Raw genomic sequence first — 23,272 nt, 5'->3', positions numbered from 1 at the left:
ATGCAACACACCGAAGAACAGCAGAGACAACGCCCCATGAAGAGAAGACTCGTTCCCGCCGTGCTGGCGGCGCTCGCGGCAGCGACCTTCGCGCTGCCCGCCCTCGCGCAGAAATTCCCGCAGAAGCCGGTCAGCCTCGTCGTGCCGTTCGCGCCCGGCGGCAACCTCGACGTCGTCGCACGCACGCTGGCACCGGCGTTGGGCCAGATCCTCGGCCAGTCGGTGATCGTGGACAACCGCGCGGGCGCGGGCGGTGCCATCGGTGCCTCGTACGTGGCGCGTGCGCAGCCCGACGGCTACACGCTGCTGGTCAGCACGCCGAACGCACTCGTCGTGCTGCCGCTGATGACAAAGACGACCTACGCGCTCGACAACTTCGCCCCCATCGGCCTCGCTGCCACCACGCCGCTGGTGATCGCGGTGCGCGGACAAGGCCCGTACAAGGACATCGACGCCGTGCTCTCGGCCGCGCGCGGCAAGCCGGGCCAGGTCACGGCCGGCCATGCGGGCCCGGGCACCACCAACCATGTCGCGCTGCTGCAGCTCGAGCAGGCCGGCAAGCTGAGCCTGAACACCGTGCCGTACAAGGGTTCGGCCCCGGCGCTCACCGACCTTCTGGGCGGGCAGATCGACCTGGTGGTGGACCAGCTCACGAGCTCGGCCGCGCACATCCAGTCGGGCATGCTGCGCGCGGTGGCCGTGATGTCGAAGGACCGCGATCCCGCATTGCCCAACGTGCCCACGCTGCGCGAAGCCGGCCTGAAGGATTTCGACGCCACCACCGCGACCGGCCTGCTTGCGCCCGCCGGCACGCCGCCGGATGTCATCAACGCGCTCAACGCAGCGCTGCGCAAGGCGCTGGCCGACGAGAACGTCAAGCGCCACCTCGTCTCGGTCGGCAGCCCCGGCAAGGCCTCGTCGCCCGACGAATGGCTCGCGATGCTGAAGAAGGAAGACGCGGGCGCCCGGCTTCTTGCCAAGAGCGGCAAGCTCAAGGTCGACTGAGAGGACGCACGCACCATGACCCGCCCCTGCCTGCCTCCCCGCAATGCATTCACGCCCGTGTCTTTCGCGCTGCCGCCCGGCGCGTGCGACAGCCACGCCCATGTCTTCGGGCCCTACGACCGCTTTCCTCTGGCGGACGACCGCAGCTACACACCGGGCGAATACCCCGGCGAAGCCTTCATCGCGCACCTCGACCGGCTGGGCCTCTTGCGCGGCGTGCTGGTGACCGGCAGCGCGAGCGGCACCGACAACGGCGCGGTGCTCGCCGCGCTCGCGCAGTACCCCGAGCGCCTGCGCGGCATCGCCGTGCCCCAGGCGGACACCAGCGATGCGGAACTCGACCGATGGCACGCCGCCGGCATCCGCGGCGTGCGCTTCAACCTCTTCAAGCGAGACGGCCATGCCGTGTACCGCAACGGCGTCGGCATCGAGGTGCTGGAAGCGCTGGCGCCGCGCCTCGCCGAGCGCGGCTGGCACGCGCAGATATGGATCCACGCGCCCGACCTCGTCGAACTCGCGCCGCGTCTGCTGCGTCTCGGCCTGCCGCTCGTTATCGACCACATGGGCCGCATGGCGGCGTCGCGCGGCATCGACGACCCGGGCTTTCGCACGCTGTGCCGGCTGCTCGCCGAAGGCAAGGCCTGGACCAAGATTTCGGGCGCCGACCGCAACACCGGCATGGGCCCGCCCTATGCCGACATCGACCCCTTCGCCACCGCGCTGCTGCAGGCGAACGCAGAGCGCGTGGTGTGGGGCACCGACTGGCCGCACATCAACTACTTCGAAGCGCAGCAGGTGCCGGACGACGGCGCCCTGGTGAACCTGCTCGCGCGCTGGCTGCCCGACGAGGCGCAGCGCAGGCGCGTGCTGGTCGACAACCCGGCGGCGCTGTACGACTTTCCTCCGCCCGTGTAGAGACCTGAAGACAAAGGATCAGAAAAATGAAACGAGACAAGCCTTCCTCCCTCTTCCTGCAAAAGCTCATGGGCACGGCCACCGCCGTGCTGCTGGCTGCCGGCCTCGGCTCCGCGCCGCGCGCCGAGGCGCAATCCGCGTACCCCAACAAACCTGTGCGCGTGGTCGTCGCCTTCACCGCGGGCGGCACCACCGACATCCTCGCGCGCGCCGTGACGCAGCAGATGTCCGAGAAGCTCGGCCAGCCCTTCGTCATCGACAACAAGCCCGGCGGCGGCGGCAACATCGGCACGGAGTTCGTGGTGCGCGCGCCGGCCGACGGCTACACGCTCATCGTCAATTCGGTCGGCCCGATGGCCGTGAACCAGACGCTCTACAAGAACATGACCTACGACCCGCTCGCCGACCTCGTGCCGGTGGTGCAGATCGCCGACGTGCCCAACGTGCTGGTCGTGAACCCCGAGGTGCCCGCGAAGACGATGGAGGAGTTCATCGCCTACGCCAAGGCCAACCCCAACAAGCTGAACTACGGCTCGACCGGCATCGGCACCTCGTCGCACCTGTCGAGCTACATGCTCAGCAAGCGCATCGGCGCCGAGACGCTGCACGTGCCCTACAAGGGCGCCAACGCGCTGACCGACCTGCTCGCGGGGCGCATCCAGTTCATGTTCGCGACCATTCCCTCGGTGATCCCGCACATCCGCGCGGGCAAGCTGCGTGCGATTGCGGTGAGCAGCCTGAAGCGCTCGCGTTCGCTGCCAGACGTGCCGACCGTGGCCGAGAAGGGCTTCGCCGGCTTCTCGGCGGGCTCGTGGTTCGGCTTCTTCGCGCCCAAGGGCACGCCGGCGCCGGTGATCGCGTTGCTCAACAAATCGGTGAACGACGCGCTGCCTTCGCTCGAAGCGCAGATGATCCGCGAGGGCGCCGACCCGGTGGGCGGCACCCCCGAGCAGTTCGGCAAGTTCACGCGGCAGGAGTACGACAAGTGGAAAGTGATCGTGCGCGAGTCGGGCGCAACGGCGGAATGAATTCGCCACTGCGCATCTTGATGACGCCAGCGGCCGAACGGCAGGCGGGGGCGGGTCTTTCCGATGCGCTCGGCGGGCGCGCGTACGTGGTGGTGAACCCCGGAGACGATGCGGATGTCGCCTTCGTTTCGCGCGACGTGACCGGCCTCTCGACCAAGCACGAGGTGCTGCCCCACACGCAGCAGTTTCACGACGCCTTGCGCAACGCACCCTCGCTGCGCTGGGTGCATGCGCATTCGTCGGGCGCCGACCGGCCCGTGTACGGCGAGCTGCGTGCGCGCGGCGTGGAAGTGACGACTTCGTCGGGCGCCAATGCGGGCGTGGTCGTGCAGACCGCGCTGGCCGGCGTGCTGATGCTGGCGCGCTGCTTTCCGCAACTTCTCGCGGCGCAACGCGCGAAGACCTGGGCGCCGCTCGTGGGCAGCGGGCTGCCGCGCGACCTGGCAGGGCAGACAGCGGTGATCGTGGGCTGGGGCCCGATCGGACAAGGCATTGGGGCGTTGCTCTCCGCGCTTGGCTTGCACGTGATCCCCGTGCGCAGCAGCACAAGCGCAGACAGCGTGCGCTTTGAAGACATCCACACTGTCCTTCCGCGCGCCGACTGGCTGCTGCTCGCCTGCCCGCTGACCGACCGCACGCGCGGCCTCGTCGATGCAGCCGCGCTCACATTGCTGCCGCACGGTGCGCGACTCGTGAACGTCTCGCGTGGCGAGGTCGTCGATGAACCTGCGCTCATCGCAGCCCTCCGCGGCGGTGCGCTTTCAGGCGCCTACCTCGACGTGTTCGCCCACGAGCCCCTGCCGGCCGAATCCCCGCTGTGGGACATGCCGAACGTGATCGTCACGCCCCACACCGCCGGCCACTCGGACGGCAACGAGGCGCGGGTCGCCGCGCTCTTCCTCGACAACCTGAAACGCTGGAACGAAGGCCGGCCGCTGCTGAACCGCGTGGCCTGACGCCATCCCCTTTTTCAAACAACAACACCAAGACCCCACGACCATGAACCGAAAGAATTTCCTTCGCACCGCCGTCGCCGCACTGATGCTCGCCACGGGCGCGTCTTCGGCACTTGCCGCCGACTGGCCCACCAAACCCATCACCCTCATCGTTCCCTTCGTGGCCGGCGGCACCACCGACATCGTCGCGCGCACCATCGGCCAGAAACTCTCCGAGGCGCTCAAGCAGCCGGTGATCATCGACAACCGCGGCGGCGCGGGCGGCACCGTGGGCGCGACCATCGCCTCGAAGGCGCCGGCCGACGGCTACACGCTGTTCCTGGCAACCATCGCGCATTCGATCGCGCCGGGCCTCTACAAGAAGCTCGCCTACGACTTCCAGCGCGACTTCGATCCGGTGGCGCTCGCTGCCTCGACGCCCAATGTGCTGATCGTCAACGACAAGGTGCCCGCGAAGACCGTGGCCGAGCTTGTGGCGTACATCAAGGCGAACCCGGGCAAGGTCAACTTCGGCTCGGCCGGCAACGGCAGCACCGAGCACATCTCGGGAGAACTCTTCCGCTCGATGACGAAGACCGACATCGTCCACGTGCCCTACAAGGGCGGCGCGCCGATGATGGCCGACCTCATGGGCGGCCAGATCCAGATGGCCATCGAGACCAGCCCCTCGGCCTCGCCGCACATCAAGGCCGGCAAGGTGCATGCGCTGGCCGTGACGACGAAGACGCGTTCGCCCGCCTACCCCGGCGTGCCCACGCTAGACGAAGCGGGCCTCAAGGGCTACGACATGACGACCTGGTTCGCGCTGATGGCGCCGCACGGCACGCCGCCCGACATCGTGCAGCGCCTGAACACCGAACTCGCCCGCGCGGTGCAGCAGCCCGACGTGGTCAAGCGCTTCGAGGAACAGGGCGTGACGGCCGGGAACATGAAGCCCGCCGAGCTTGCGAAGTTCATCGGCAGCGAGACGACGAAGTGGGTCAAGGTGGCGAAAGAAGCCGGCGCTACCGCCGAGTGATGCGGCAGCGCAAGACATAGCCCTACGGGCACGACGGAAACCCGCTTGCCGGGGGCGAAGGGCGTTGTCTGCAGAATAGGCGGCCATGCACGTTCGAAAAGCGGCGCTCGCCGCCCTCCTCCTCTCCCTCTCGTCCGGCTTCCTTCCCCCCGCTTCAGCCGCCTCGGTTCCCGATGACCCCGCAGCCACCGCCGCGGCGGACGCGCGCATCGAATCGCTGATCGCGCGCATGACCGTCGAGGAAAAGGCCGGCCAGCTGAGCCTGTACGGCCCCGCGGACATCGACACCCCCAACAACCCGCAGGCGGGCTGGCGCAACGGCCAGCAGGAGACGGCCGACGTGCGCGCCGGCCGCCTCACCGGCCTCTTCAACAACGCGGGCCTCGAAGGCAAGCGGCGGTTGCAGCAGATCGCGGTGCGCGAATCGCGCCTCGGTATTCCGCTGATCTTCGGCGCCGACGTGATCCACGGCTTTCGCACGATCTTCCCGATGCCCTTGGCCGAGGCCTCCAGCTGGGAGCCCGCGCTGGCCGAACGCACCACGCGCGCGGCGGCGGTCGAGGCCACGGCGGACGGCTTTCGCTGGACCTTCGCGCCGATGGTGGACATCGCGCGCGATGCACGCTGGGGCCGCGGCCTCGAGGGCGTGGGCGAAGACCCGTTCCTCGCGCGCCAGTTCGCTGCGGCGCGGGTGCGTGGTTTCCAGGGCAGCAGCCTCTCGAACGCCGATTCGATGCTTGCCACACCCAAGCACTTCGCGGCCTACGGCGCGGCCGAAGGCGGGCTCGACTACAACTCAAGCGACATCTCGGAGCGCACGCTGCGCGAGGTCTACCTGCCGCCGTTCCGCGCAGCCATCGACGCGGGCGCGCTCTCGGTCATGAGCGCCTTCAATGAAATCGGCGGCGTGCCCTCGACCGCGAACCCGGCGCTCTTGACCGGCGTACTGCGCGACGAATGGAAGTTCAAGGGATTCGTGGTGTCCGACTTCACGGCCGATGAGGAACTCATCGAGCACGGCTATGCCGCCAACGGCCGCGAGGCCGCCAAGATGGCCTTCATGGCCGGCACCGACGTGAGCATGCAGAGCGGGCTCTACATGCGCCACCTGCCCGACCTCGTGGCCTCCGGCGAAGTACCGATGGCGCGGCTCGACGAGGCGGTGCGCCGCGTGCTGCACGTCAAGCAGAAGCTGGGCCTCTTCGACGACCCGTTCCGCAACCTCGACGGGCCGCCCGCCGCCCAGCGCGCCGAGAACCCCGAGTTCATCGCGCTCGCCCGCGAGGACGCGCGACGCTCCATCGTCATGCTGAAGAACGAAGCCAAGCTGCTGCCGCTGCCCAAGGCCGGCACGAAGATCGCGCTGATCGGTCCGTTCTCCGAAGGCACGAAGGACCTGATGGGATCGTGGAGCCTGTTCCCGGGCCAGTCGGCGCCGGTGGGCATCGACGAAGGGCTGCGCGCCGCACTCGGGCCCGATTCGTCCGTGACGATCGCGCGCGGCTCGAACGTCGAATCGCCGCTGCCCGGCGGCATCGAGGCCGCCGTGGCTGCCGCGCGCGATGCCGACGTGGTGGTGCTGGCCATCGGCGAAAGCCAGAAGATGTCGGGCGAGTCGCGCTCGCGCAGCGACATCGGCCTGCCGCAGCCGCAGCAGGACCTGGCCGAAGCCGTGGCCGCCACCGGCAAGCCGGTGGTCGTGCTCCTGAGCAACGGGCGCGCGATGGCGCTCAAGGGCGCGGTGCGCAACGCGCGCGCCATCCTCGTGACCTGGTTCCTCGGCGTGCAGACGGGCCACGCCATCGCCGACGTGGTGTTCGGCGACTTCAATCCTTCCGGCCGCCTGCCGGTGAGCTTTCCGCAGACCGCCGGCCAGGTGCCTTACTACTACGCGCACAAGCGCACCGGACGGCCCTCGCCCGAAGGCGCGCCGGGCACGTCGTTCAAGACGCGCTATGTCGATGCGACGAACGAGGCGCTCTACCCCTTCGGCTTCGGCATCGGCTACGCACCCGTGCGCTACGACAGCGTGGAGCTGAGCGAAGACCGCATGGGGATGGGCGACACGCTGCGCGTGCGCGCCACGGTCACCAACACCGGCATGCGCGAGGCCGAGGAAGTGGTGCAGCTCTACCTGTCGGAGCGCGCCGCGAGCGTGACCCGGCCGGTGCGCGAGCTCAAGGGTTTCCAGAAGGTGCGCATCGAGCCGGGCGCATCGAAGGTGGTCGAGTTCACGCTCACCGCGGCCGACATGGCATTCATCGGCCGCGACATGAAGCCTGTGGTCGAACCCGGCGAGTTCGACCTGTGGGTGGCGCCTTCGGCTGCGAGTGGCATCCGAAAGCGCTTTGTGCTCACCCGCGAGTGAAGCTCGAGTGAAGCGCGAGTGAGCCGGGCGGCTTACTCGCCGCTCGCCGTCGCGGAAGGCAGGTTCGCCGACGCCACCGGCGGCTGCACCTGCGATTCGAGGATCTCGGTCGGATGCATCGCGTTGTTGGCGCGCACAGCCTCGGCCTGGACCTGCGCGCGGTCGGCGCCCGCCACAGACGGCTGCACCTGCGACTCGGCGATCTCGGTGGCGTGCATGCTGTTGTTGGCGCGCATGGCGTCCGCGGCCACCGCGTCGCGCGACTGGGTCGAGTTCGACATCTGCGGATAGTCGGGGTCGCCGCGCCCGCCCGCGTATGCGAGTGGGGCCAGCATCAGCACCGGCACGGCGGCGATGCAAAGGGCTGCAATACGGACTCTCATGGTGTCTCCTTGAGTGATTGGTTCTTTCACTCTAGGACGGCGCACTTACAGGCCAGTGAGAGCTTGCTTAGACCTGCGTGAGAAGGCGCGCCGGCAGGCGCACGCCTTCTCACGCATTGCGAACTCAGTCGAATACGCCCGTGAACGCCACCCGACTCACCACGCCCGAACTGGTCACGCCCGCGCCGAACGTGATGCTGTAGCGGCCGTCTTCCGAGGTGCGGCGCAGCGACCCGCCCATCGCGTTCTCGCTGCGGAAGTTGCCCAGGCCCACGGCGTAGCTGACCTTGCCGGGCACCACCGGGGCAGCTTCCATCGCCGCGACACCCGCGATGCCCGCATACGCGCGCCGTGCGTTGTCGCTGATCTCGTTCTGCAGGCGCGCAGCCGTGAGGTCGGTGTAGGCCTTGCCGAACGGCAGGCCCTGCGCCGCGACGGTGTCGGTGTAGGCGTTGGCCGAGGCCACGCCGTTCTGCACCATGCCCTGCACCTGGCCCACGTTGGTCGCGTCGGTCGGTGCGCTGCCGGGCGCCACGCCGGTGAGCTGGCGGTTGCCCAGCGCCACTTCGCCGGCCGACGACTGCAGCCCGGCCACGCCGGTGGCCACGTAGTTCGACTGCGCGCCGCGCATGGTCACGCTGCCCGCGCCGAGCGCCACGCTGTTGGCGTGCTGCACGAGCGCATTGGCACCGAGCGCGATGCCCGCATCGGCCCGCGCCTCTGCGCCGCTGCCGATGGCCATTGCGTTGTCGGCGCTGGAGCGCGCCGAGGTGCCGATCGACAGCGTCTGGCTCGCGTTCACGTAGATGCCCGCGTCGTTGCCGATGGCGATGTTGGCATTGCCGCTCACATGCCGGCCCGCGCCATTGCCCTGTGCCATGTTGTCGTTGCCGATCACACCCTGCCCGGCCGTTGCGCCGAAGGCCTGGTTGCGGTTGCCCTGCACGCCGCCGCCCGCGCCCTGTCCGGTCGCGATGTTGCTGTTGCCCGAGACCTGCGCGCCGGCCATCTGGCCCGAGGCCTGGTTGTTCGACCCCGTGACGCCCGCGCCTGCGCCCGCACCGCTGGAGATGTTGTTGCTGCCGTTCACGTCGCGGCCCGCGCTGTTGCCATAAGCCTGGTTGTTGTTGCCCGTGACGTTGCCGCCGGCGCTGGTGCCGTAGGCCTCGTTGTCGGAGCCCGTCACATGCTGGCCGGCATTGGAGCCGGTGGCGTCGTTGCGGTTGCCGGTGACGAACTGGCCGGCGGCGTAGCCGTTCGAATTGTTGTAGTCGCCGGTGACGTTCTCGCCCGAGCTGCGGCCCATGGTCTGGTTCCAGCCGCCCTTTACGTCGGTGCCCGCGTAGTAGCCGATCGCCTGGTTGGCGTTCTTGCCCGACACGTTGGTGCCCGCGCCCTCGCCGATGGCCAGATTCCAGTTGGTGCCGACGTTGTTGCCCGCGCCCTCTCCCATCGACACGTTGTTGCTGCCGGTCACGTTGCTGCCGGCGTTGGTGCCGATGCCGGTGTTGTCGCTGCCTGTGACGTTGCTGCCCGCACCGTTGCCCATCGCGTTGTTGTTGCTGCCCGCGACGGTCATGCCCGCGTTCGTGCCGGTCGAGTTGTTGTCCGAGCCGGTCACGCCGCTGCCGGCGTGAAAGCCCGTCGCATTGTTGTGATTGCCCGTGACGTTGTCGCCTGCACTGCGGCCGAAGGACTGGTTCCAGCCGCCCTTCACGTCGGTACCGGCCTGGAAGCCGATGGCCTGGTTGGCGTTGTCGCCGCTCACGTTGGTGCCCGCGCCGTCGCCGATGGCCAGGTTGTACTTGGTGCTGACGTTGTTGCCGGTGTTGGTGCCGATCGCCTGGTTGTTGGTGCCGGTGACGCCGGTGATGCCCGTGCCGGTGCCGATCCCGAGGTTGGACTTGGCCGGGTCCCAGGTGATGGTCTGGGCATGGCCGAGACCCACACCCGAGCCGAGCGCGACGGCCAGCCCGACCAGGGCTGCGCCGCGCGTTGCGCGCTTGTGTTTCATGCTTCTCCTCTTTGTTGTCGTTGAAGGTGCGCGTTCAGACGGCCGACAGATGCAGTGCCATCGCCGGATCGCTCACGCTCGGCTTGCCCGTTTCGACGCGGCCCGAGAAGCGGCGCTCGAAGTTGTCGGCGGTCACGGTGAAGTCGTACCAGTGGCCGCTGTTCTCCAGGTTCCAGTGCAGGAGGCCGGTGGCGCCCGCGGCCACGTCGAGCGACCAGGGACCGTCGGTGCGGTAGGCATTGGCCTTGACCGACACCGTGCCGGCGCCCGTGCCGGCGCCCGTGCCGGTGTTGTGCACCTTCACGTAGACCTGGCCAGCGGCCGGGTCGTAGCAGACCTGCACTTCGGGCTTGAAGGCCGCGGCGTCGGTGGCCAGCGCGTCGCCCTTGAAGGTGCGCACGAAGCCGTTGCTGCTGTACACCCACAGCTCGTACTTGCCGCTGTCGGTGGCGCCGGCGTTCCAGTAGTCGGTGAGCTGCTTGCCGGCTTCCACGGTGTAGCGGCGCGGAATGCGGTCCAGGTGCAGCTTGTCGTAGACGTGGAACACCGCGCCCTGGTTGCCGGTGTTGCTGAAGATCAGCGACACGAGACCGCGCGGCTCGATGCGCGCGCTGGTGTGCAGCTCGTAGGGCAGCGCGCGCGAGAAGCGCGTGCCGGTTTCCTGGTACAGCGGCTGCGGCGTGGCGGGGGCCTTGGTCACGGCGCCCGTGTTGCCCAGCAGCTTCTGCGCCGCATTGACCGCGGGATAGCCGCTCGTGTCGGGCAGCTTGGGAACGACCGGATCGTTCGGGCTCACGAAATCGAAGCACGAGGTGAGATCGCCGCAGACCGCACGATGCCATGGGCTGATCGCGTCGATCGTGATGCCGAAGCGCTGCTCCAGGAAGCGGCCCATCGAGGTGTGGTCGAACACCTGCGAATTGACCCAGCCGCCCTTGCTCCACGGCGAGACCACGTACATCGGCACGCGCGAGCTCAGGCCCCAGGGGCGCGTCTTGCCGCTGGTGGTGTCGGCCGCGTTCAGGTAGCTGCCCACGGAGGCGTCGAAGTATTCGCCGTCCAGCGGCACGGTGGACTTGCCCATCAGCTCGCCGTTGGCGTCGTACGAGGGCACCGCGGGCATCGCCAGGTGGTCGAAGAAGCCGTCGTTCTCGTCGAAGGTGACGAACAGTGCCGTCTTGCTCCAGACCGCGAGGTTCGAGGTCAGCGCGGTCAGCACGTCGGAGATGAAGTCGGCCGCGCCGGCCACGCCTTCGCTGCTGCCCGGATGCTCGGCCAGCGCCTGCGTGGGCAGCACCCACGAGACCTGCGGCAGGGTGTCGTTCAGCACGTCCTGCTTGAGCTGGGCGAGGAAGTTCGTGGCGCCGTCCGCCGTCGCGGGTCCGCCCGTGAGGCCGTGCTCATAGATCGGCGAGCCCGGCTGCGCGGTGCGGAAGCTCTCGAAGGCCAGGCAGCCGTTCATGGCGCCCGTCCAGTTGTTGTTCATGTTCTGGTAGATGTGCCAGGTGATGCCGGCCTTCTGCAGCACGTCGGGCAGCGTGTCCCACTTGAAGGAGTTGTTGACGTACTTGTAGTTGTAGGCACCCGTCGCATCGGTCTGGCCCGTGCCGTCGGTCTTTTGCGCCCGTCCCGCGACCCAGTTGGAGGGGCTGGGCCAGCAGCGCGAGTTCACCGGTTCGGAATCGGTGTCCGTGCTGTTGATGCCCTTCTTGCGCAGTTCCGGATTGAAGTTGGAGCCCGACCAGAACACGATGCGGTTCGGATCGGTGCCGGTGAGGATGGAGCAGTGATAGCCGTCGCAGATCGTGAAGGCATCGGCCAGCGCGAACTGGAACGGAATGTCTTCGCGGAGGTAATAGCCCATCGTCGCCTGGTTCTTGAACTGGATCCAGCGGTCCATCTTTCCCTGGTTCCATGCGCCCTGCATGTCGGGGAAGTTGTGCGGCGTGCCCGAGCCGATCAGCGCATTGGCGATCGTGGAGTCACGGCGGAAGGGCTGGATATCAGGGCCGCCGACAACGGAGTTGGGCTGGAAGTACACCGGCTTGCCGTTGGCCAGCGGAATCGGGAAGCGGTCGCCGAAGCCGCGCACGCCGCGCAGGGTGCCGAAGTAGTGGTCGAAGCTGCGGTTCTCCTGCATCAGGATCACGATGTGCTTGATGTCCTTGATGGTGCCGGTGTCGACGGCAGCCTCGACGGCGAGCGCCTTGCGGATCACGGGCGGCAGCATCGTCAGGGCCGAGGCGGCGCCGATGGCGCCTGCCGACTTGCGGAAGAAATCGCGACGGTTGGTGGTGTTCATGGGTGGTCTTTCAACGCGGGGAATTAGGGGGCTGATCGGTTGTCGATGGACGCTGTCAGGGCGCGCACTTCAAGGCGGGCTGCTGGGGTTGGTCGCCGCCCGGCTGCTGCGGGCCGCTACCGGCAGGCGGCGTCTGGCCCGGCGGAAGGATGGGCAAGCCGCCACTGCCGCCGCCACCACCACCGCAGGCGGCGAGGCCAAGGCACAAGACGAGGGCCGCCGCAGCGAGGCCGTACCGGGAAGAAGCTGATTTCATGAGGTGTCCTTTGGAGTCGGTTGGGCGTGAGGGAGGAAGCAAAAAAGCGAAATCGGAGGCAAAGCCGCTCCCCTGCGGGCCCGTGAAGGGCTCGCACCGGAGTCGGAAGAAAGTCGGGGGATGGGTGGGGCTAGCGCTCAGGCATAGCGGCTGCGCAGGCGGGCTGCGACCCTGTCGAGCACGAGGACCGTCAGGAAGATCGCGATCAGGATCGTTCCGACGTGCGCATAGTTGTACATGTCGTAGCGGCCCTTCAGTTCCTGCCCGATGCCGCCCGCGCCCACCAGGCCCACCACGGTGGCCATGCGCACGTTGCGGTCCAGCACGTAGAGCGTGTAGGCAATGAACTGCGGCATCACCTGGGGCAGCACCGCGAAGCGCATCACCTTCAGCTTGTTCGCGCCGATGGCGCGCAGTGCCTCTTGCGGCTTGTCGTCGGCGGTCTCGATGTCTTCCGCGTAGAACTTGCCGAGAAAGCCCGCCGAGTGCAGCGCGAGGGCCAGCACGCCGGCGATGGGGCCGAAGCCGTAGGCCAGCACCAGGAACAACGCGCTCACCAGCTCGGGCACCGCGCGGAACATGCCCACCACGCTGCGCGCCAGCGTGTAGACGGTGCGGTTCGGCGTGTAGTTCTTCGCGCTGCACCAGGCCAGCGGCGCGCTCAGCACGATGGCCAGCAGCGTGGCCCAGATGGCGATCTCGAAGGTCTCGAGCATCTTCACCGCCACATGCCAGAGATAGCCGAAGGGCTCGACGAGCACCTCGCGCCGGTCGACCACCTCCTCCATCTGCAGCGTCTGCGGATTGAGCTTGGGCTGGTGCGATTCCTCGGTCTCGACATGCGAGAACCAGGGCAGCTGGTTGCGGTCGAAGCCCTCGATGCGCGCGACCTCGGTGCGCTCCGAAACCTGCGGCGGAAAGAGCGAGCGCGCGATGGTGCCGAGGCCCGAGAGCACCTGCGACTGGTCGCGCAGGCCCACGGCGGCGAGCACGCCTTCGCCAGTGAGCGAGAGCATGCGGCCCATCTCCACGCGCTGGCCGGCGAAGAAGCCGGCGACGAGCACGAGGAACAGCACGACGAGGCTGCGGGTGCCGAAGGGGCGCGGCAGTTCCCAAGCGGATGCGGGTCTTGTCATTGCGCCATTTCCAGCAGTCCCGCGTGGCCGGTGTGCAATGGCAGCACGGCCTCGGGTTCGGTCAGTGGACCTTGCGGTTGCGAAGCAGTCGCGGGCCGGCCGTAGATCGCATCGAAGACCTTGGGATCGAAAGCTTCGGGCGCGCCGTCGAATACCACCGCGCCGTGGCGCAGCGCCACGATGCGGTCGGCGAATTCGCAGGCCAGCTCGATCTGGTGCAGGCTGCACAGCACCGTGGTGCCGCGCTCGCGCGCCTCGCGCCGCAGGAGCGAAAGCACGTCGTGGCTGGTCTGCGGATCGAGGCTCGCCACCGGCTCGTCGGCGAGCACCAGCGGCGGATCGAGCATGAAGGCGCGGGCGATGCCCACGCGCTGCTGCTGGCCGCCCGAGAGTTCGCTCACGCGGCGCAGCAGGTGCTGCTCCTGCAGGCCGACCGATTCGATCAGCGCACAGGCCTTGGCGCGCTGCGCGTCGGTGAACAGGCCCAGCAGCGCGCGCCATGTCGGCATCGCGGGCAGCGCGCCGGCCAGCACGTTCTCGGCGACGGTGGAGCGCAGCACGAGGTTGAACTGCTGGTGGATCATGCCGATGCGCGGCCGGACGCGGGCCAGCGCCGCGGCCACGATCGGCACGCCTTCGACCTGCACCGCGCCCTGCGTGGGCTTGACCAGCCCGTTGGCCATGCGCAGCAGCGTCGACTTGCCCGCGCCCGAGGAGCCCAGCACCACGCAGAACTGGCCGGCCGGCACCTGCAGCGAGACGCCGTCGAGCGCGCGCGTGCCGTCGGCATAGCGCATGGCGACCGAATCGAAGTTCAGCATGGCCGTGCTCAACGCTCCGCGGCCTTGGCGAGGATGCGGCCCTTGAGTTCGTCGGTCAGGAGGCCGAGCTTCTCGGCGGCGACGTTGAACTCGTCTTCCGAGAACTTCGTGTCGTAGCCGTCGATCTTGCCGCCGCCATAGCCGCGGATCATGTCGGGCGTGATGCCGGGGGCCTTGTTGACCGTCTGGAAGGCGTCCTTCAGCTTGGTCTTGAGCGGCTCGGGCAGCTTCGAGTTGAGCGCGAGCGGCGGGTATGGAATTGCGATGCTCTTCGCGATGACCTTCACCGTCTTCGGATCGACAGCGCCCTGCTTCACGGCCTTCTCGTACGAGTCGAACGAGAGCGAGGCCACATCGACCTGGTCCTGCACCAGCGCGGCCAGGCTGCTTGCGTGGCTGCCGGTCATGCGGATGGCCGCGAGGTCCTTGGCAGGGTCCATGCCGGCGTCCATCAGCATCGCGACCTGGAAGGTGAAGCTCGATGCCGAGTTGACGTCGCCGAAGGCCACGCGCTTGCCCTTCACGTCCTTGATCGCGGCGATGGGCGCATTGGCCTTGGCGAACATGCCGGCGTAGTACACCGAGGCGCCCTTCTCCACGCCGACCGCCAGCAATTGCGCGCAGCCGCGCTTGTGGGCCTGCACATAGGACACGGGGCCGAAGAAGGCGATGTCGGCGAGCTGGTTGCACATGCCCTCGACCACGGCGCCGTACGACTGGCCGACCTTCAGGTCGAAGTTCAGGCCCGTGGTGCGGGTGATGGCGTTGAAGACGGGCGCGTAGTCGGCCTTGGTGCCCGACTCGGTGCCGCCGTCGGCGGGAATCAGCAGCACGCGCAGCGGATGCTCGCGCGAGCCGTCGGCCACGGATTGCGCATGCGCCGGCAGGGAAAGCGCAGCGGACAGCGAGAAGACTGCGGCCGCGACGGCGAGGAGCTTTTTCATGATCGGTTCCTTGGTTTCGGATCGGGGTAGCGAGCGGAGTTCATCGCTCGGATGCCGGTGAGCTTAGAAACCAAAGATGACAAGAAAATGAAATTAGCTCAATTCAAAATCTCAAATCCACTGAGCAATGTTCAATACAATCCGCCGCCATGGCCGAGATACCGGTCGGCCGACACCGGAGATCCATGAGCACGAATTTCAAGACAGCAATAGCAACAGCGAAAGGCGAATGGCTCACCCAGGCCCGCCACTTGCTCGTCGACCTCGATGGCACGCTGGTGCGCCAGCAGGAAGCGATCGACGGCGCGGCCGGGCTGCTCGCGCACTTTCACGACCGCTACGCCATCGTTTCGAACAACTCCACGCACACGGCCCGGGGCCTTGCGCAGCGCCTGCGCCGGCTGGGCCTGCGCGTGCCGCCGGGGCGCATCGTGCTGGCCGGCGAGCTGGCGGTGCGGCAGCTGGCGCAGCAGCACCCGGGCGCGCGCGTGCTGCTGATCGGCAGCATCGCCTTGCAGCGCTTCGCGCGTGCCGAGGGCTGCGACCTCGTTCAGGCGAATGCCGACTTCGTGCTGCTCGCGCTGGACATGCACTTCAGCCATGCACGCCTGGCCGCTGCCGCGAACGAACTGCTGCGCGGCGCCAGGCTGATGGTGACCAATGCCGACGCCACGCACCCCGGTCCGCAAGGCCGCGTGGTGCCCGAGACCGGCTCGCTGCTCGCGGCCGTGGTCGCCGCGAGCGGCGTGCAGCCGTGGCGCGTGATCGGCAAGCCCGCGCCGCTGCTGTTCGAGGAAGGCCTGCGCCGCCTGGGCGCAGAGCCCGCAAGCACCGTGGTCATCGGCGACAACCCGCTCACCGATGCGGAAGGCGCCGCGCGGCTGGGCATCGGCTGCCTGCTGGTCGGGCAAGCACCGGGGGCGGTCGCGCCCACCGTGGCCGGGCTGTTCAGGCCTTCGCCACCTGCGCAGGAAGACGCGCCTCAGTACCTCTTGAGCGAAAGCACGTCGAAGGTCTGGCGCAACGTGCGCACCGAGGTGTCGTAGTCCGACAGCGCGAGGCAGGCGATCAGCACATCGATGATCGCCAGCTGCGCGAGCCGGCTGGTCATCGCCTCGGTGCGAAAGCTGGTTTCGCGCGCCATGGTGAACAGCACCACGTCGGCAAAGGCCTGGAGCGGCGACTTGCCGAAGTTGGTGATGCACACCGTCGAGGCGCCCGCCTCCTTGGCCAGCCGCGTGGCCGTGACCGTCTCGTGCGTGCTGCCCGAATGCGAAATGGTGAGCACCGCCACCCTCGGATCGGTGAGCGAAGCGCTGATGGCCTGCACGTGCGAATCGACCACCACCTTGGCATTCAGGCCAATGCGCAGCATGCGGTAGTGGGCGTCTTCGGCGATGGTGGCGGAGCTTCCGATGCCGTAGATCTCGATGCGCTCTGCCGCGCGAAAAAGCTTGACCGCGCGCTCCAGCGCCTTCGCGTCGAGCGTGGCCTGCGTGTCGCGCAGCGTCTGCACATTGCTCTGGAAGATCTTGCGGATCACCGCGTCGGCCTTGTCCTGCGGATCGAGGTCTTCATGGATGAACTGCACCGGCTGCACGATCTCCTGTGCGAGCGCGATCTTGATCTGCTGGAAGCCGGTGGCGCCGAGGTTCTTGCACAGGCCCACGATGCTGCCTTCGCTGGAGCCGGTGCGCTCGGCCACCTCGCTCACCGACATGTGGACCACCTCGCGCGGGTTCTTCACGATGAAGTCGGCAATGCGCTGGCCCACGGGGCCGAGCGACGACCACAGCGTCTCGATGCGTGCCAATACCGCCGAGACCTGGCCGTCCGGCAACTCGGGCGGCGGCGTACCGGCGGCCTTGATGACCTTGGAACCGGCGGATCTGGGGGGGCTGTTGCGCTTCATGGGGCGCGAGCTTACCCGCCCTCGATGGCGGTTTCGTGCGGCGCGCAATGCGCAGCACCTCCACAACGACGAGTAGATCGCCACCTGGACGCTCGAGGCATTCAGGACCGGACGACGAGGCCGCCGCGGAAACGAAAAAACGGACCCGAGGGTCCGTTCTTCATGGTGCCGATCTGAGCAATCGGATCAGAGGCCGGCTTGGCGCGTGAACGACACGCTGGGCTTCTTGTAGGCAGCAGGCACTTCGTCGCGGTAGAACGCGCGGCGGTCGAGGCTCGCGAACGGATCGTGGGCCTTGGCAACGGCTTCGGCCTGGATGGTCGCGCGGTTCGCGGTCGAGGTGAAGGGTTGCGCACCGGCGGTGGCACCTTCGCCGTATTCGTTGCCGGCGCGTGCGGCGGCAACGGCTTGCGGAGCGACTTCCGCACGCGACACCGACGAGTTCACGGTGTGCACGCCGTCATAGGTTTCTGCTTGCGCACCGGCGGCAGCCAGGAGCGAGAGAGCAGCAGCAGCGAGGATCTTCGAGGCATTCATTTCAATCTCCTTCAAACGGTTGGTTGGTGAGGAGAAGTTTGATCCTGAAGCCCTTCAAAAAACCGCGGCAAAAAGAATCGCGGCGTTCACAAGATTGAAACAATCGTCAATTGCTCCGGCTTGCTGCACGGCCGCGCCCTTGCGTGCAGCATCAATGCGAAATCATCCAGGGCCGCTTCGACGGCGCCGACTTCGCACCGCTCGGCGCGGTCACCGTCGCGCTGCGGCGGGACGATGCCGAGCAGCAGCCGCAGCCCGCCGGATGCTTGAAGCGCGCGTAGTCGCGGGAACTCCCCGGCTCGTGCCGCGCGCGCTCGTTGGTCTCCATCGCACTGCGCGTGCCCGAAGCCATCAACGCGAGCCGCGGTGCGGCCGAAAGTACACGCGGCGAAGCACATCCGCAGTCGGGGCACGCAGCCGGTTCGTCGCGCTGGCCCGAAGGCCGCAGCGCATCGAAGCCGCCGCATTGCCCGCAGGCGTAGTCGTAGGTCGGCATGGCTGGTTTCTCTTCAGCGCAGGTCGTGCGACAGCGGCATGTCGATGCTGCCGTCGATGAACTTCACCGGGCCCGATGCGTTGGGGTTGATGTCGAAGTCGAAGATGCCCGTGGGCAGCCACAGCGTCGCGCATGAATTCGGCACATCGACCACACCGCTGATGTGGCCTTGCACCGGCGCCGTGCCGAGGATCGAATAAGCCTGCGCGCCCGAGTAGCCGAACTTCTTCAGGTACTCGATGGCGTTCAGGCACGCCTGGCGATAGGCCACGTTCACGTCGAGGTAATGCTGCTTGCCGCTCTCGTCGACCGAGATGCCTTCGAAGATCAGGTAGTCGTTGTACTGCGGCGTGATCGGGCTGGGCTTGAAGATCGGGTTCTTGATGCCGTACTTGGCCATGCCGCCCTTGATGAGTGTGACCTTCATGTGCACCCAGCCCGCCATCTCGATGGCACCGCAGAAGGTGATTTCGCCGTCGCCCTGGCTGAAGTGCAGGTCGCCCACGCTCAGGCCCGCGCCATCGACGTACACGGGGAAGAACACCTTGGAGCCGCGCGAGAGGTCCTTGATATCGCAGTTGCCGCCGTGCTCGCGCGGCGGCACCGTGCGCGCGCCCTCTGCTGCTGCCTTCGCGCGTGCTTCGCCGGTCATCCTGCCCATGTGCGCAGTGCCGGCGAACGGCGGATTCGCAAGGCCGGGCACGCGGTCCGGGTCGGTGGCGATGAGCTTGCCTTCGCGCTCGTTCCACATGTCCAGCATCGGCTTGTCGGGCAGGCAACCGATGAGGCCCGGATGGATCAGTCCCGCGAAGTTGACGCCCGGAATGTGGCGCGAGCTCGTGAACATGCCCTTGAAGTCCCAGATCGATTTCTGCGCCTCGGGGAAGTGATCGGTGAGGAAGCCGCCGCCGTTCTTCTTCGAGAAGAAACCATTGAAGCCCCAGAGGCTGTCCTGCTTCGCGCCGATATCCAGCAGGTCGACCACCAGCAAGTCGCCGGGCTCCGCGCCCTTCACGCCCACCGGGCCCGAGAGGTAGTGCACCGTGCTCAGGTCGATGTCGCGCACGGTCGTCGGCGCTGTCGTTGTTCTTGATGAAGCCGCCGGTCCAGTCGAAGGTTTCCAGGATGAAGTCGTCGCCGGGGTTGACCCAGCAGGCCATCGGGATGTCCGGGTGCCAGCGGTTGTGGATGTTCTCGTTCTCCGTGGGTGACTTGGTCAGGTCGACCTTGATCAGCGTGTCCGTCATTTGCAGTGGCTCCTGGGGTTGTGGTTAGACAGAGAGATAGGCTTTGATGTGATCGACATCGGTCTTGTCGCGCGCGGTCTCGTGCACCAGCCGGCCGCCTTCGATGACGAAGAGCCGGTCGGCCACGTCCATCGCGAAACTCAGCACCTGCTCGGACACGACGATGGTGATGCCGCGCAGCTTGCGGATCTCGTTCAACGCCTTGGCGATGTCCTTGATGATCGAAGGCTGAATGCCTTCGGTGGGCTCGTCGAGCAGCAGCACCTTGGGGTCGGTGACGAGTGCGCGTGCAATCGCAAGCTGCTGTTGCTGACCGCCCGAAAGGTTGCCGCCCTTGCGGCGCTTCATGTCCCAGAGCACGGGGAACAGCGCGTAGATCTCTTCGGGAATGCGCCTGGTCTTCGAGTTCTCCAGGCCCGTCTGAATGTTCTCTTCCACCGTGAGCGTCGGGAAGATCATCCGGCCCTGCGGCACGTAGGCGATGCCCTTGGCCACACGGCGGAAACTCTCGTCGCGCGACACGTCCTGACCGGCCACTTCGATGCGTCCGCTCTTGATCGGCAGCACGCCCATCAGGCTCTTGAACAGCGTGGTCTTGCCCATGCCGTTGCGGCCCATGATGGCGACGGTTTCGTTGGCATGGCCTACGAACGAAATGCCGTGCAGCGCCTCGCTCTGACCGTAGGCGGTGTGCAGGTCGTCGACCTTCAGCATGATGTTGCTCATCTCGATGACTCCGGGTTTTTGTGTGCTGGTCGTTGTCGTTCGGGGCGTGTGCACAGGCCACCGGGTACTCCCCTCCGCGAATGTCCCCCGGGCTTCGCCCTCCTCCTTGATTTCGCTGCGGGGAGCACCCGATGCCCTGCGCACTTGCGAGCGCTGCCGGCAGATCGCCGATCAACGACTGCACTGAAAAACGAGCACGCCGATGGGGTGCCTTGCGCAGCGAAATCAAGGAGGAGGCGAAGCCGGGGGACATTCGCTTCGCCGCGTACCCCGTCGGCGTGATCGCGCCCTGAACGACGGTGTTTCATCTAGTGCCCCAGATAAACGTCGATGACCTTCGGGTCCGCCTGCACCTTCTCCATCGGCCCTTCGGCGAGGATCTTTCCCTGATGCATCACGGTGACCTTGTGCGCGATCTGCTTGACGAAGGCCATGTCGTGCTCGATGACGATCACCGCGCGGTTCTGGCAGATGCGCTTGAGCAAGTCGGCGGTGAGTTCGCGTTCGCGCGCGCTCATGCCGGCGATGGGCTCGTCGAGCATCAGCAGCTCGGGCTCCTGCATCAGCAGCATGCCGATTTCCAGCCACTGCTTCTGGCCGTGGCTCAGCAGGCCCGCTTCGGTGCGCAGTTTGTCCGCCAGGCCGATGTCATCGGCCACCGCCTGCACCTTGGCCTTGACCTCGTCGTCGCACTTGAACGCCAGCGCACCGAACACCGAGCGGCCTTTCGGAAAGGACACCTCCAGGTTCTGGAACACGCTGAGGTTCTCGTAGATGGACGGCGTCTGGAACTTGCGGCCGATGCCGAGCCGCACGCGCTTGTGCTCGGCCATCTTCGTGAGCTCGGTGTTCTTGAACTTGATGCTGCCGGCACTGGCCTTGGTCTTGCCGCAGATCAGGTCGAGCAGCGTGGTCTTGCCGGCGCCGTTGGGGCCGATGATCACGCGCAGCTCGTTCTTGTCGATGTAGAGCGTCAGGTCGTCGATGGCCTTGAAGCCGTCGAAGGAGACGGTGAGGTCTTCCACGGCGAGCGCGAAGTCGGTGTTGCTCATGAGGGTGTTCCGGGTTCAGGCGCGTTGGCTGCCGACACCTTCAGGCAGGTGGGGTTCGGGCGATACGACGGGTGCCGCGGGCGTCATCGGCATGGCGGGCGGCGGTTGCACCGCGGCCTCGCGCAGCGCCTGGCGGCGGCCCTTCCACCAGGGCTTGATCTTCTCGTCCCACAGGCCCGCCAAGCCCATCGGGAACGCCATCGTCACGCCGATGAAGAGCCCGGCCATCAGGAAGAGCCACAGGTCCGGAAAGCTCTCGGAGAACAGCGTCTTGCCCGCATTGACCAGCAGCGCGCCGTACACCGCGCCCACCAGGCTCATGCGCCCACCGACCGCGCAGAAGATCACCATCTCGATGGAGGGCACGATGCCCACGAAGCTCGGCGACATGAAGCCCACTTGCAGCGCGAACATCGCGCCACCGATGCCCGAGAGCCCGGCCGCGAGGCAGAAGATGAAGACCTTGAAGTTCGACACGTCGTAGCCCGAGAAGCGCACGCGGTCTTCCTTGTCGCGCATTGCGAGCAGCAGCGTGCCGAGCTTGCTGGTCTGGATGAAGCGGCACAGGAGGATGCTCGCGACCAGCAGGCCGACGCACACGTAGTAGAGGATGTACTTTGCGCCGTCGGTGCGCGTGTCCCAGCCCAGCATCGTCTTCAGGTCGGTCATGCCATTGACGCCGCCAGTGTAGCCCTGCTGTCCGATGATGAGCACGGTGCAGATCAGCGCCACCGCCTGCGTGATGATCGCGAAGTACACGCCGCCCACGCGGCGCTTGAACATCGCGAAGCTCACGAGCCAGGCCAGCGCCATCGGTGCGAGCACCACCAGCGCGAGGCTCAGCGGCAAGCTCTTGAAGGGCAGCCACAGCGCGGGCAACTCGGTGATCTGGTTCCAGTCCATGAAGTCCGGAATGCCGGGGGTCGACTGGATCTTGGTGGTGATCGGGTCGGAGGCTTCGAGCTTCAGAAACATCGCCATCGCATAGCCGCCGATGCCGAAGAACACGCCCTGCCCCAGGCTCAGCACGCCGCCGTAGCCCCACACCATGACGAGCCCCACGGCGACGAAGGCGTAGGTGAGGTACTTGCCCACGAGGTTCAAGCGAAAGATGTCGAGCGAGAGCGGCAGCACGACCGCCAGCAGCAGCACCAGCAGCAGGAGACTGCCCAGCTGGTAGCGCAGGATCGAGGCCTTGATGAAATTCATCGGAACGTTCTCCAGGAAGAAATCGGGTTCATCAACGACGCACCTTGACTGCAAAGAGGCCTTGGGGCCGCATCATCAAAATCAGCACGATCAGCGAGAGCGTCAGCACCTTGGCCATCGAGCCTGTCATGAAGAACTCGGAGATCGACTGCGTCTGCGCAATGCCAAAGGCCGAGACCACGGTACCCAAGAGGCTCGCGGCGCCGCCGAAGGTGACGACCAGGAAGGCATCGACGATGTAGAGCGAGCCCGAGGTCGGCCCGGTCGATCCGATGGTGGTGAAGGCCGCGCCCGCCATGCCGGCAATGCCGCAGCCGATGGCGAAGGTCAGGCGGTCGGTCTTCATGGTGTCGATGCCGGTGGCATTGGCCATCGTGCGGTTGGCCACGGTGGCGCGCACGCGCAGGCCCCAGCGGCTCTTGTGCAGCGCGATGAGCACGCCGCAGGTGACCAGCCCGGTGAGCGCGAGCACGAAGAGGCCGTTGATCGGAATATCGAGGCCTTCATGCGGCGTCCATGAGCCCATGATCCATTCCGGCAGCGTCGGGCTCACTTCCTTCGGGCCGATGAAGGTGCGGAAAATCTGCTGCAGCCCCAGGCTCACGCCCCAGGTGGCGAGCAGCGTGTCGAGCGGGCGCTTGTAGAGGTGGCGAATCAGCACCCACTCCACGATCCAGCCGACGATGAAGGCGAACACGAACGCCAGGCCGATGGCGATCGGAAAGTAATACGGCATGAACGCGGGCGCCATCCGCTCCGTCACCTGTGCGGCCAGGTAGATCGAGTAGGCGCCGATGGTCATGAACTCGCCATGCGCCATGTTGATGACGCCCATCTGGCCGAAGATGATCGCGAGGCCCAGGCCCATGAGCAGCAGCACCGCGAAGAGGCTCAGCCCCGCGAAGCCCTGCATGAGGCCGATGTTCATCATGTCCGACAGAGTCATG

General features: G+C 67.1%; 21 protein-coding genes and 1 pseudogene. 7 read left to right on the top strand and 15 right to left on the bottom strand.

Going from position 1 to position 23,272, the window contains the following annotated elements; translation table 11 throughout:
* Positions 1 to 36: 36 nt before the first annotated feature.
* From QF040_RS03795 to QF040_RS03770, 6 genes are all read left to right on the top strand, one after another.
* Positions 37 to 1,005 carry a tripartite tricarboxylate transporter substrate binding protein gene (locus QF040_RS03795; protein ID WP_429609913.1) on the top strand — a complete coding sequence of 323 codons (969 nt, stop codon included), beginning with the start codon at positions 37 to 39 and terminating at the stop codon, positions 1,003 to 1,005.
* A 15-nt stretch (positions 1,006 to 1,020) separates the two neighbouring features.
* Positions 1,021 to 1,920 carry an amidohydrolase family protein gene (locus QF040_RS03790; protein WP_429609912.1) on the top strand — a complete coding sequence of 300 codons (900 nt, stop codon included), beginning with the start codon at positions 1,021 to 1,023 and terminating at the stop codon, positions 1,918 to 1,920.
* Positions 1,921 to 1,988: 68 nt separating this feature from the next.
* Positions 1,989 to 2,948, top strand: coding sequence for a Bug family tripartite tricarboxylate transporter substrate binding protein (locus QF040_RS03785; protein WP_429614609.1), 960 nt, complete (start codon positions 1,989 to 1,991; stop codon positions 2,946 to 2,948).
* On the top strand, positions 2,945 to 3,904 hold the full coding sequence (locus QF040_RS03780; protein WP_429609911.1) for a D-2-hydroxyacid dehydrogenase: 960 nt from the start codon (positions 2,945 to 2,947) through the stop codon (positions 3,902 to 3,904). The genes QF040_RS03785 and QF040_RS03780 overlap by 4 nt, the downstream gene beginning before the upstream one ends.
* Before the next feature lie 43 nt (positions 3,905 to 3,947).
* Complete coding sequence (locus QF040_RS03775) at positions 3,948 to 4,922, top strand: Bug family tripartite tricarboxylate transporter substrate binding protein (protein ID WP_429609910.1); 975 nt, start codon at positions 3,948 to 3,950, stop codon at positions 4,920 to 4,922.
* 85 nt (positions 4,923 to 5,007) lie between these two features.
* Positions 5,008 to 7,290, top strand: coding sequence for a glycoside hydrolase family 3 N-terminal domain-containing protein (locus QF040_RS03770; protein ID WP_429609909.1), 2,283 nt, complete (start codon positions 5,008 to 5,010; stop codon positions 7,288 to 7,290).
* 32 nt (positions 7,291 to 7,322) lie between these two features.
* Here QF040_RS03770 and QF040_RS03765 read toward each other — a convergent pair whose 3' ends face one another.
* The 7 genes from QF040_RS03765 to QF040_RS03735 all read right to left on the bottom strand — a co-directional run bounded on the left by QF040_RS03765 (position 7,323) and on the right by QF040_RS03735 (position 15,146).
* The gene (locus tag QF040_RS03765) at positions 7,323 to 7,673 is read right to left on the bottom strand and encodes a hypothetical protein (RefSeq protein WP_429609908.1); all 351 of its coding nucleotides are present in this window, start codon (positions 7,671 to 7,673) and stop codon (positions 7,323 to 7,325) included.
* 124 nt (positions 7,674 to 7,797) lie between these two features.
* Positions 7,798 to 9,687 carry a YadA family autotransporter adhesin gene (locus tag QF040_RS03760; RefSeq protein WP_429609907.1) on the bottom strand — a complete coding sequence of 630 codons (1,890 nt, stop codon included), beginning with the start codon at positions 9,685 to 9,687 and terminating at the stop codon, positions 7,798 to 7,800.
* Between the two features lie 34 nt (positions 9,688 to 9,721).
* Entirely contained in the window at positions 9,722 to 11,989 is a 2,268-nt protein-coding gene (locus QF040_RS03755; RefSeq protein ID WP_429609906.1) for a phosphocholine-specific phospholipase C, read from the bottom strand.
* A gap of 55 nt (positions 11,990 to 12,044) precedes the next feature.
* Positions 12,045 to 12,245, bottom strand: a complete 201-nt coding sequence (locus tag QF040_RS03750) for a hypothetical protein (RefSeq protein WP_429609905.1) — start codon at positions 12,243 to 12,245, stop codon at positions 12,045 to 12,047.
* Positions 12,246 to 12,382: 137 nt separating this feature from the next.
* Positions 12,383 to 13,381 (bottom strand): phosphonate ABC transporter, permease protein PhnE, encoded by a 999-nt coding sequence (phnE, locus tag QF040_RS03745; RefSeq protein ID WP_429609904.1) that lies wholly within the window; start codon positions 13,379 to 13,381, stop codon positions 12,383 to 12,385.
* Positions 13,378 to 14,202 (bottom strand): phosphonate ABC transporter ATP-binding protein, encoded by an 825-nt coding sequence (phnC, locus tag QF040_RS03740; RefSeq protein ID WP_307507953.1) that lies wholly within the window; start codon positions 14,200 to 14,202, stop codon positions 13,378 to 13,380. Before phnC ends, phnE begins: the two co-directional genes overlap by 4 nt.
* Positions 14,203 to 14,210: 8 nt before the next feature.
* Positions 14,211 to 15,146 (bottom strand): phosphate/phosphite/phosphonate ABC transporter substrate-binding protein, encoded by a 936-nt coding sequence (locus QF040_RS03735; RefSeq protein WP_429609903.1) that lies wholly within the window; start codon positions 15,144 to 15,146, stop codon positions 14,211 to 14,213.
* 185 nt (positions 15,147 to 15,331) lie between these two features.
* Here QF040_RS03735 and QF040_RS03730 point away from each other — a divergent pair, with 185 nt between their 5' ends.
* Positions 15,332 to 16,192, top strand: a complete 861-nt coding sequence (locus QF040_RS03730; RefSeq protein ID WP_429609901.1) for an HAD-IIA family hydrolase — start codon at positions 15,332 to 15,334, stop codon at positions 16,190 to 16,192.
* Here QF040_RS03730 and QF040_RS03725 read toward each other — a convergent pair.
* From QF040_RS03725 to urtB, 8 genes and pseudogenes are all read right to left on the bottom strand, one after another.
* The gene (locus QF040_RS03725) at positions 16,129 to 17,058 is read right to left on the bottom strand and encodes a MurR/RpiR family transcriptional regulator (protein ID WP_429609900.1); all 930 of its coding nucleotides are present in this window, start codon (positions 17,056 to 17,058) and stop codon (positions 16,129 to 16,131) included. The two genes, QF040_RS03730 and QF040_RS03725, sit on opposite strands and share 64 nt — an antisense overlap.
* A gap of 186 nt (positions 17,059 to 17,244) precedes the next feature.
* Positions 17,245 to 17,595: an alpha/beta hydrolase gene (locus QF040_RS03720; RefSeq protein ID WP_429609899.1), complete on the bottom strand. Its 351-nt coding sequence runs from the start codon at positions 17,593 to 17,595 to the stop codon at positions 17,245 to 17,247.
* Between the two features lie 151 nt (positions 17,596 to 17,746).
* Complete coding sequence (locus QF040_RS03715; RefSeq protein ID WP_306876951.1) at positions 17,747 to 18,091, bottom strand: FmdB family zinc ribbon protein; 345 nt, start codon at positions 18,089 to 18,091, stop codon at positions 17,747 to 17,749.
* Between the two features lie 13 nt (positions 18,092 to 18,104).
* A pseudogene (gene fmdA / locus QF040_RS03710) lies at positions 18,105 to 19,338 on the bottom strand (formamidase).
* Between the two features lie 24 nt (positions 19,339 to 19,362).
* The gene (urtE, locus tag QF040_RS03705) at positions 19,363 to 20,052 is read right to left on the bottom strand and encodes an urea ABC transporter ATP-binding subunit UrtE (protein WP_257860511.1); all 690 of its coding nucleotides are present in this window, start codon (positions 20,050 to 20,052) and stop codon (positions 19,363 to 19,365) included.
* A 320-nt stretch (positions 20,053 to 20,372) separates the two neighbouring features.
* Positions 20,373 to 21,116, bottom strand: coding sequence for an urea ABC transporter ATP-binding protein UrtD (gene urtD / locus QF040_RS03700; RefSeq protein ID WP_429609898.1), 744 nt, complete (start codon positions 21,114 to 21,116; stop codon positions 20,373 to 20,375).
* 15 nt (positions 21,117 to 21,131) lie between these two features.
* Positions 21,132 to 22,325: an urea ABC transporter permease subunit UrtC gene (gene urtC / locus QF040_RS03695; RefSeq protein ID WP_013541975.1), complete on the bottom strand. Its 1,194-nt coding sequence runs from the start codon at positions 22,323 to 22,325 to the stop codon at positions 21,132 to 21,134.
* A gap of 31 nt (positions 22,326 to 22,356) precedes the next feature.
* Positions 22,357 to 23,271 carry an urea ABC transporter permease subunit UrtB gene (urtB, locus tag QF040_RS03690; RefSeq protein WP_429609897.1) on the bottom strand — a complete coding sequence of 305 codons (915 nt, stop codon included), beginning with the start codon at positions 23,269 to 23,271 and terminating at the stop codon, positions 22,357 to 22,359.
* Position 23,272: the final 1 nt, after the last annotated feature.

Origin of the sequence: Variovorax sp. W2I14 (genome assembly GCF_050435205.1) — a bacterium.
Taxonomy (GTDB): domain Bacteria; phylum Pseudomonadota; class Gammaproteobacteria; order Burkholderiales; family Burkholderiaceae_C; genus Variovorax; species Variovorax paradoxus_C.
This window is presented reverse-complemented; position numbering and strand designations above follow the sequence as displayed.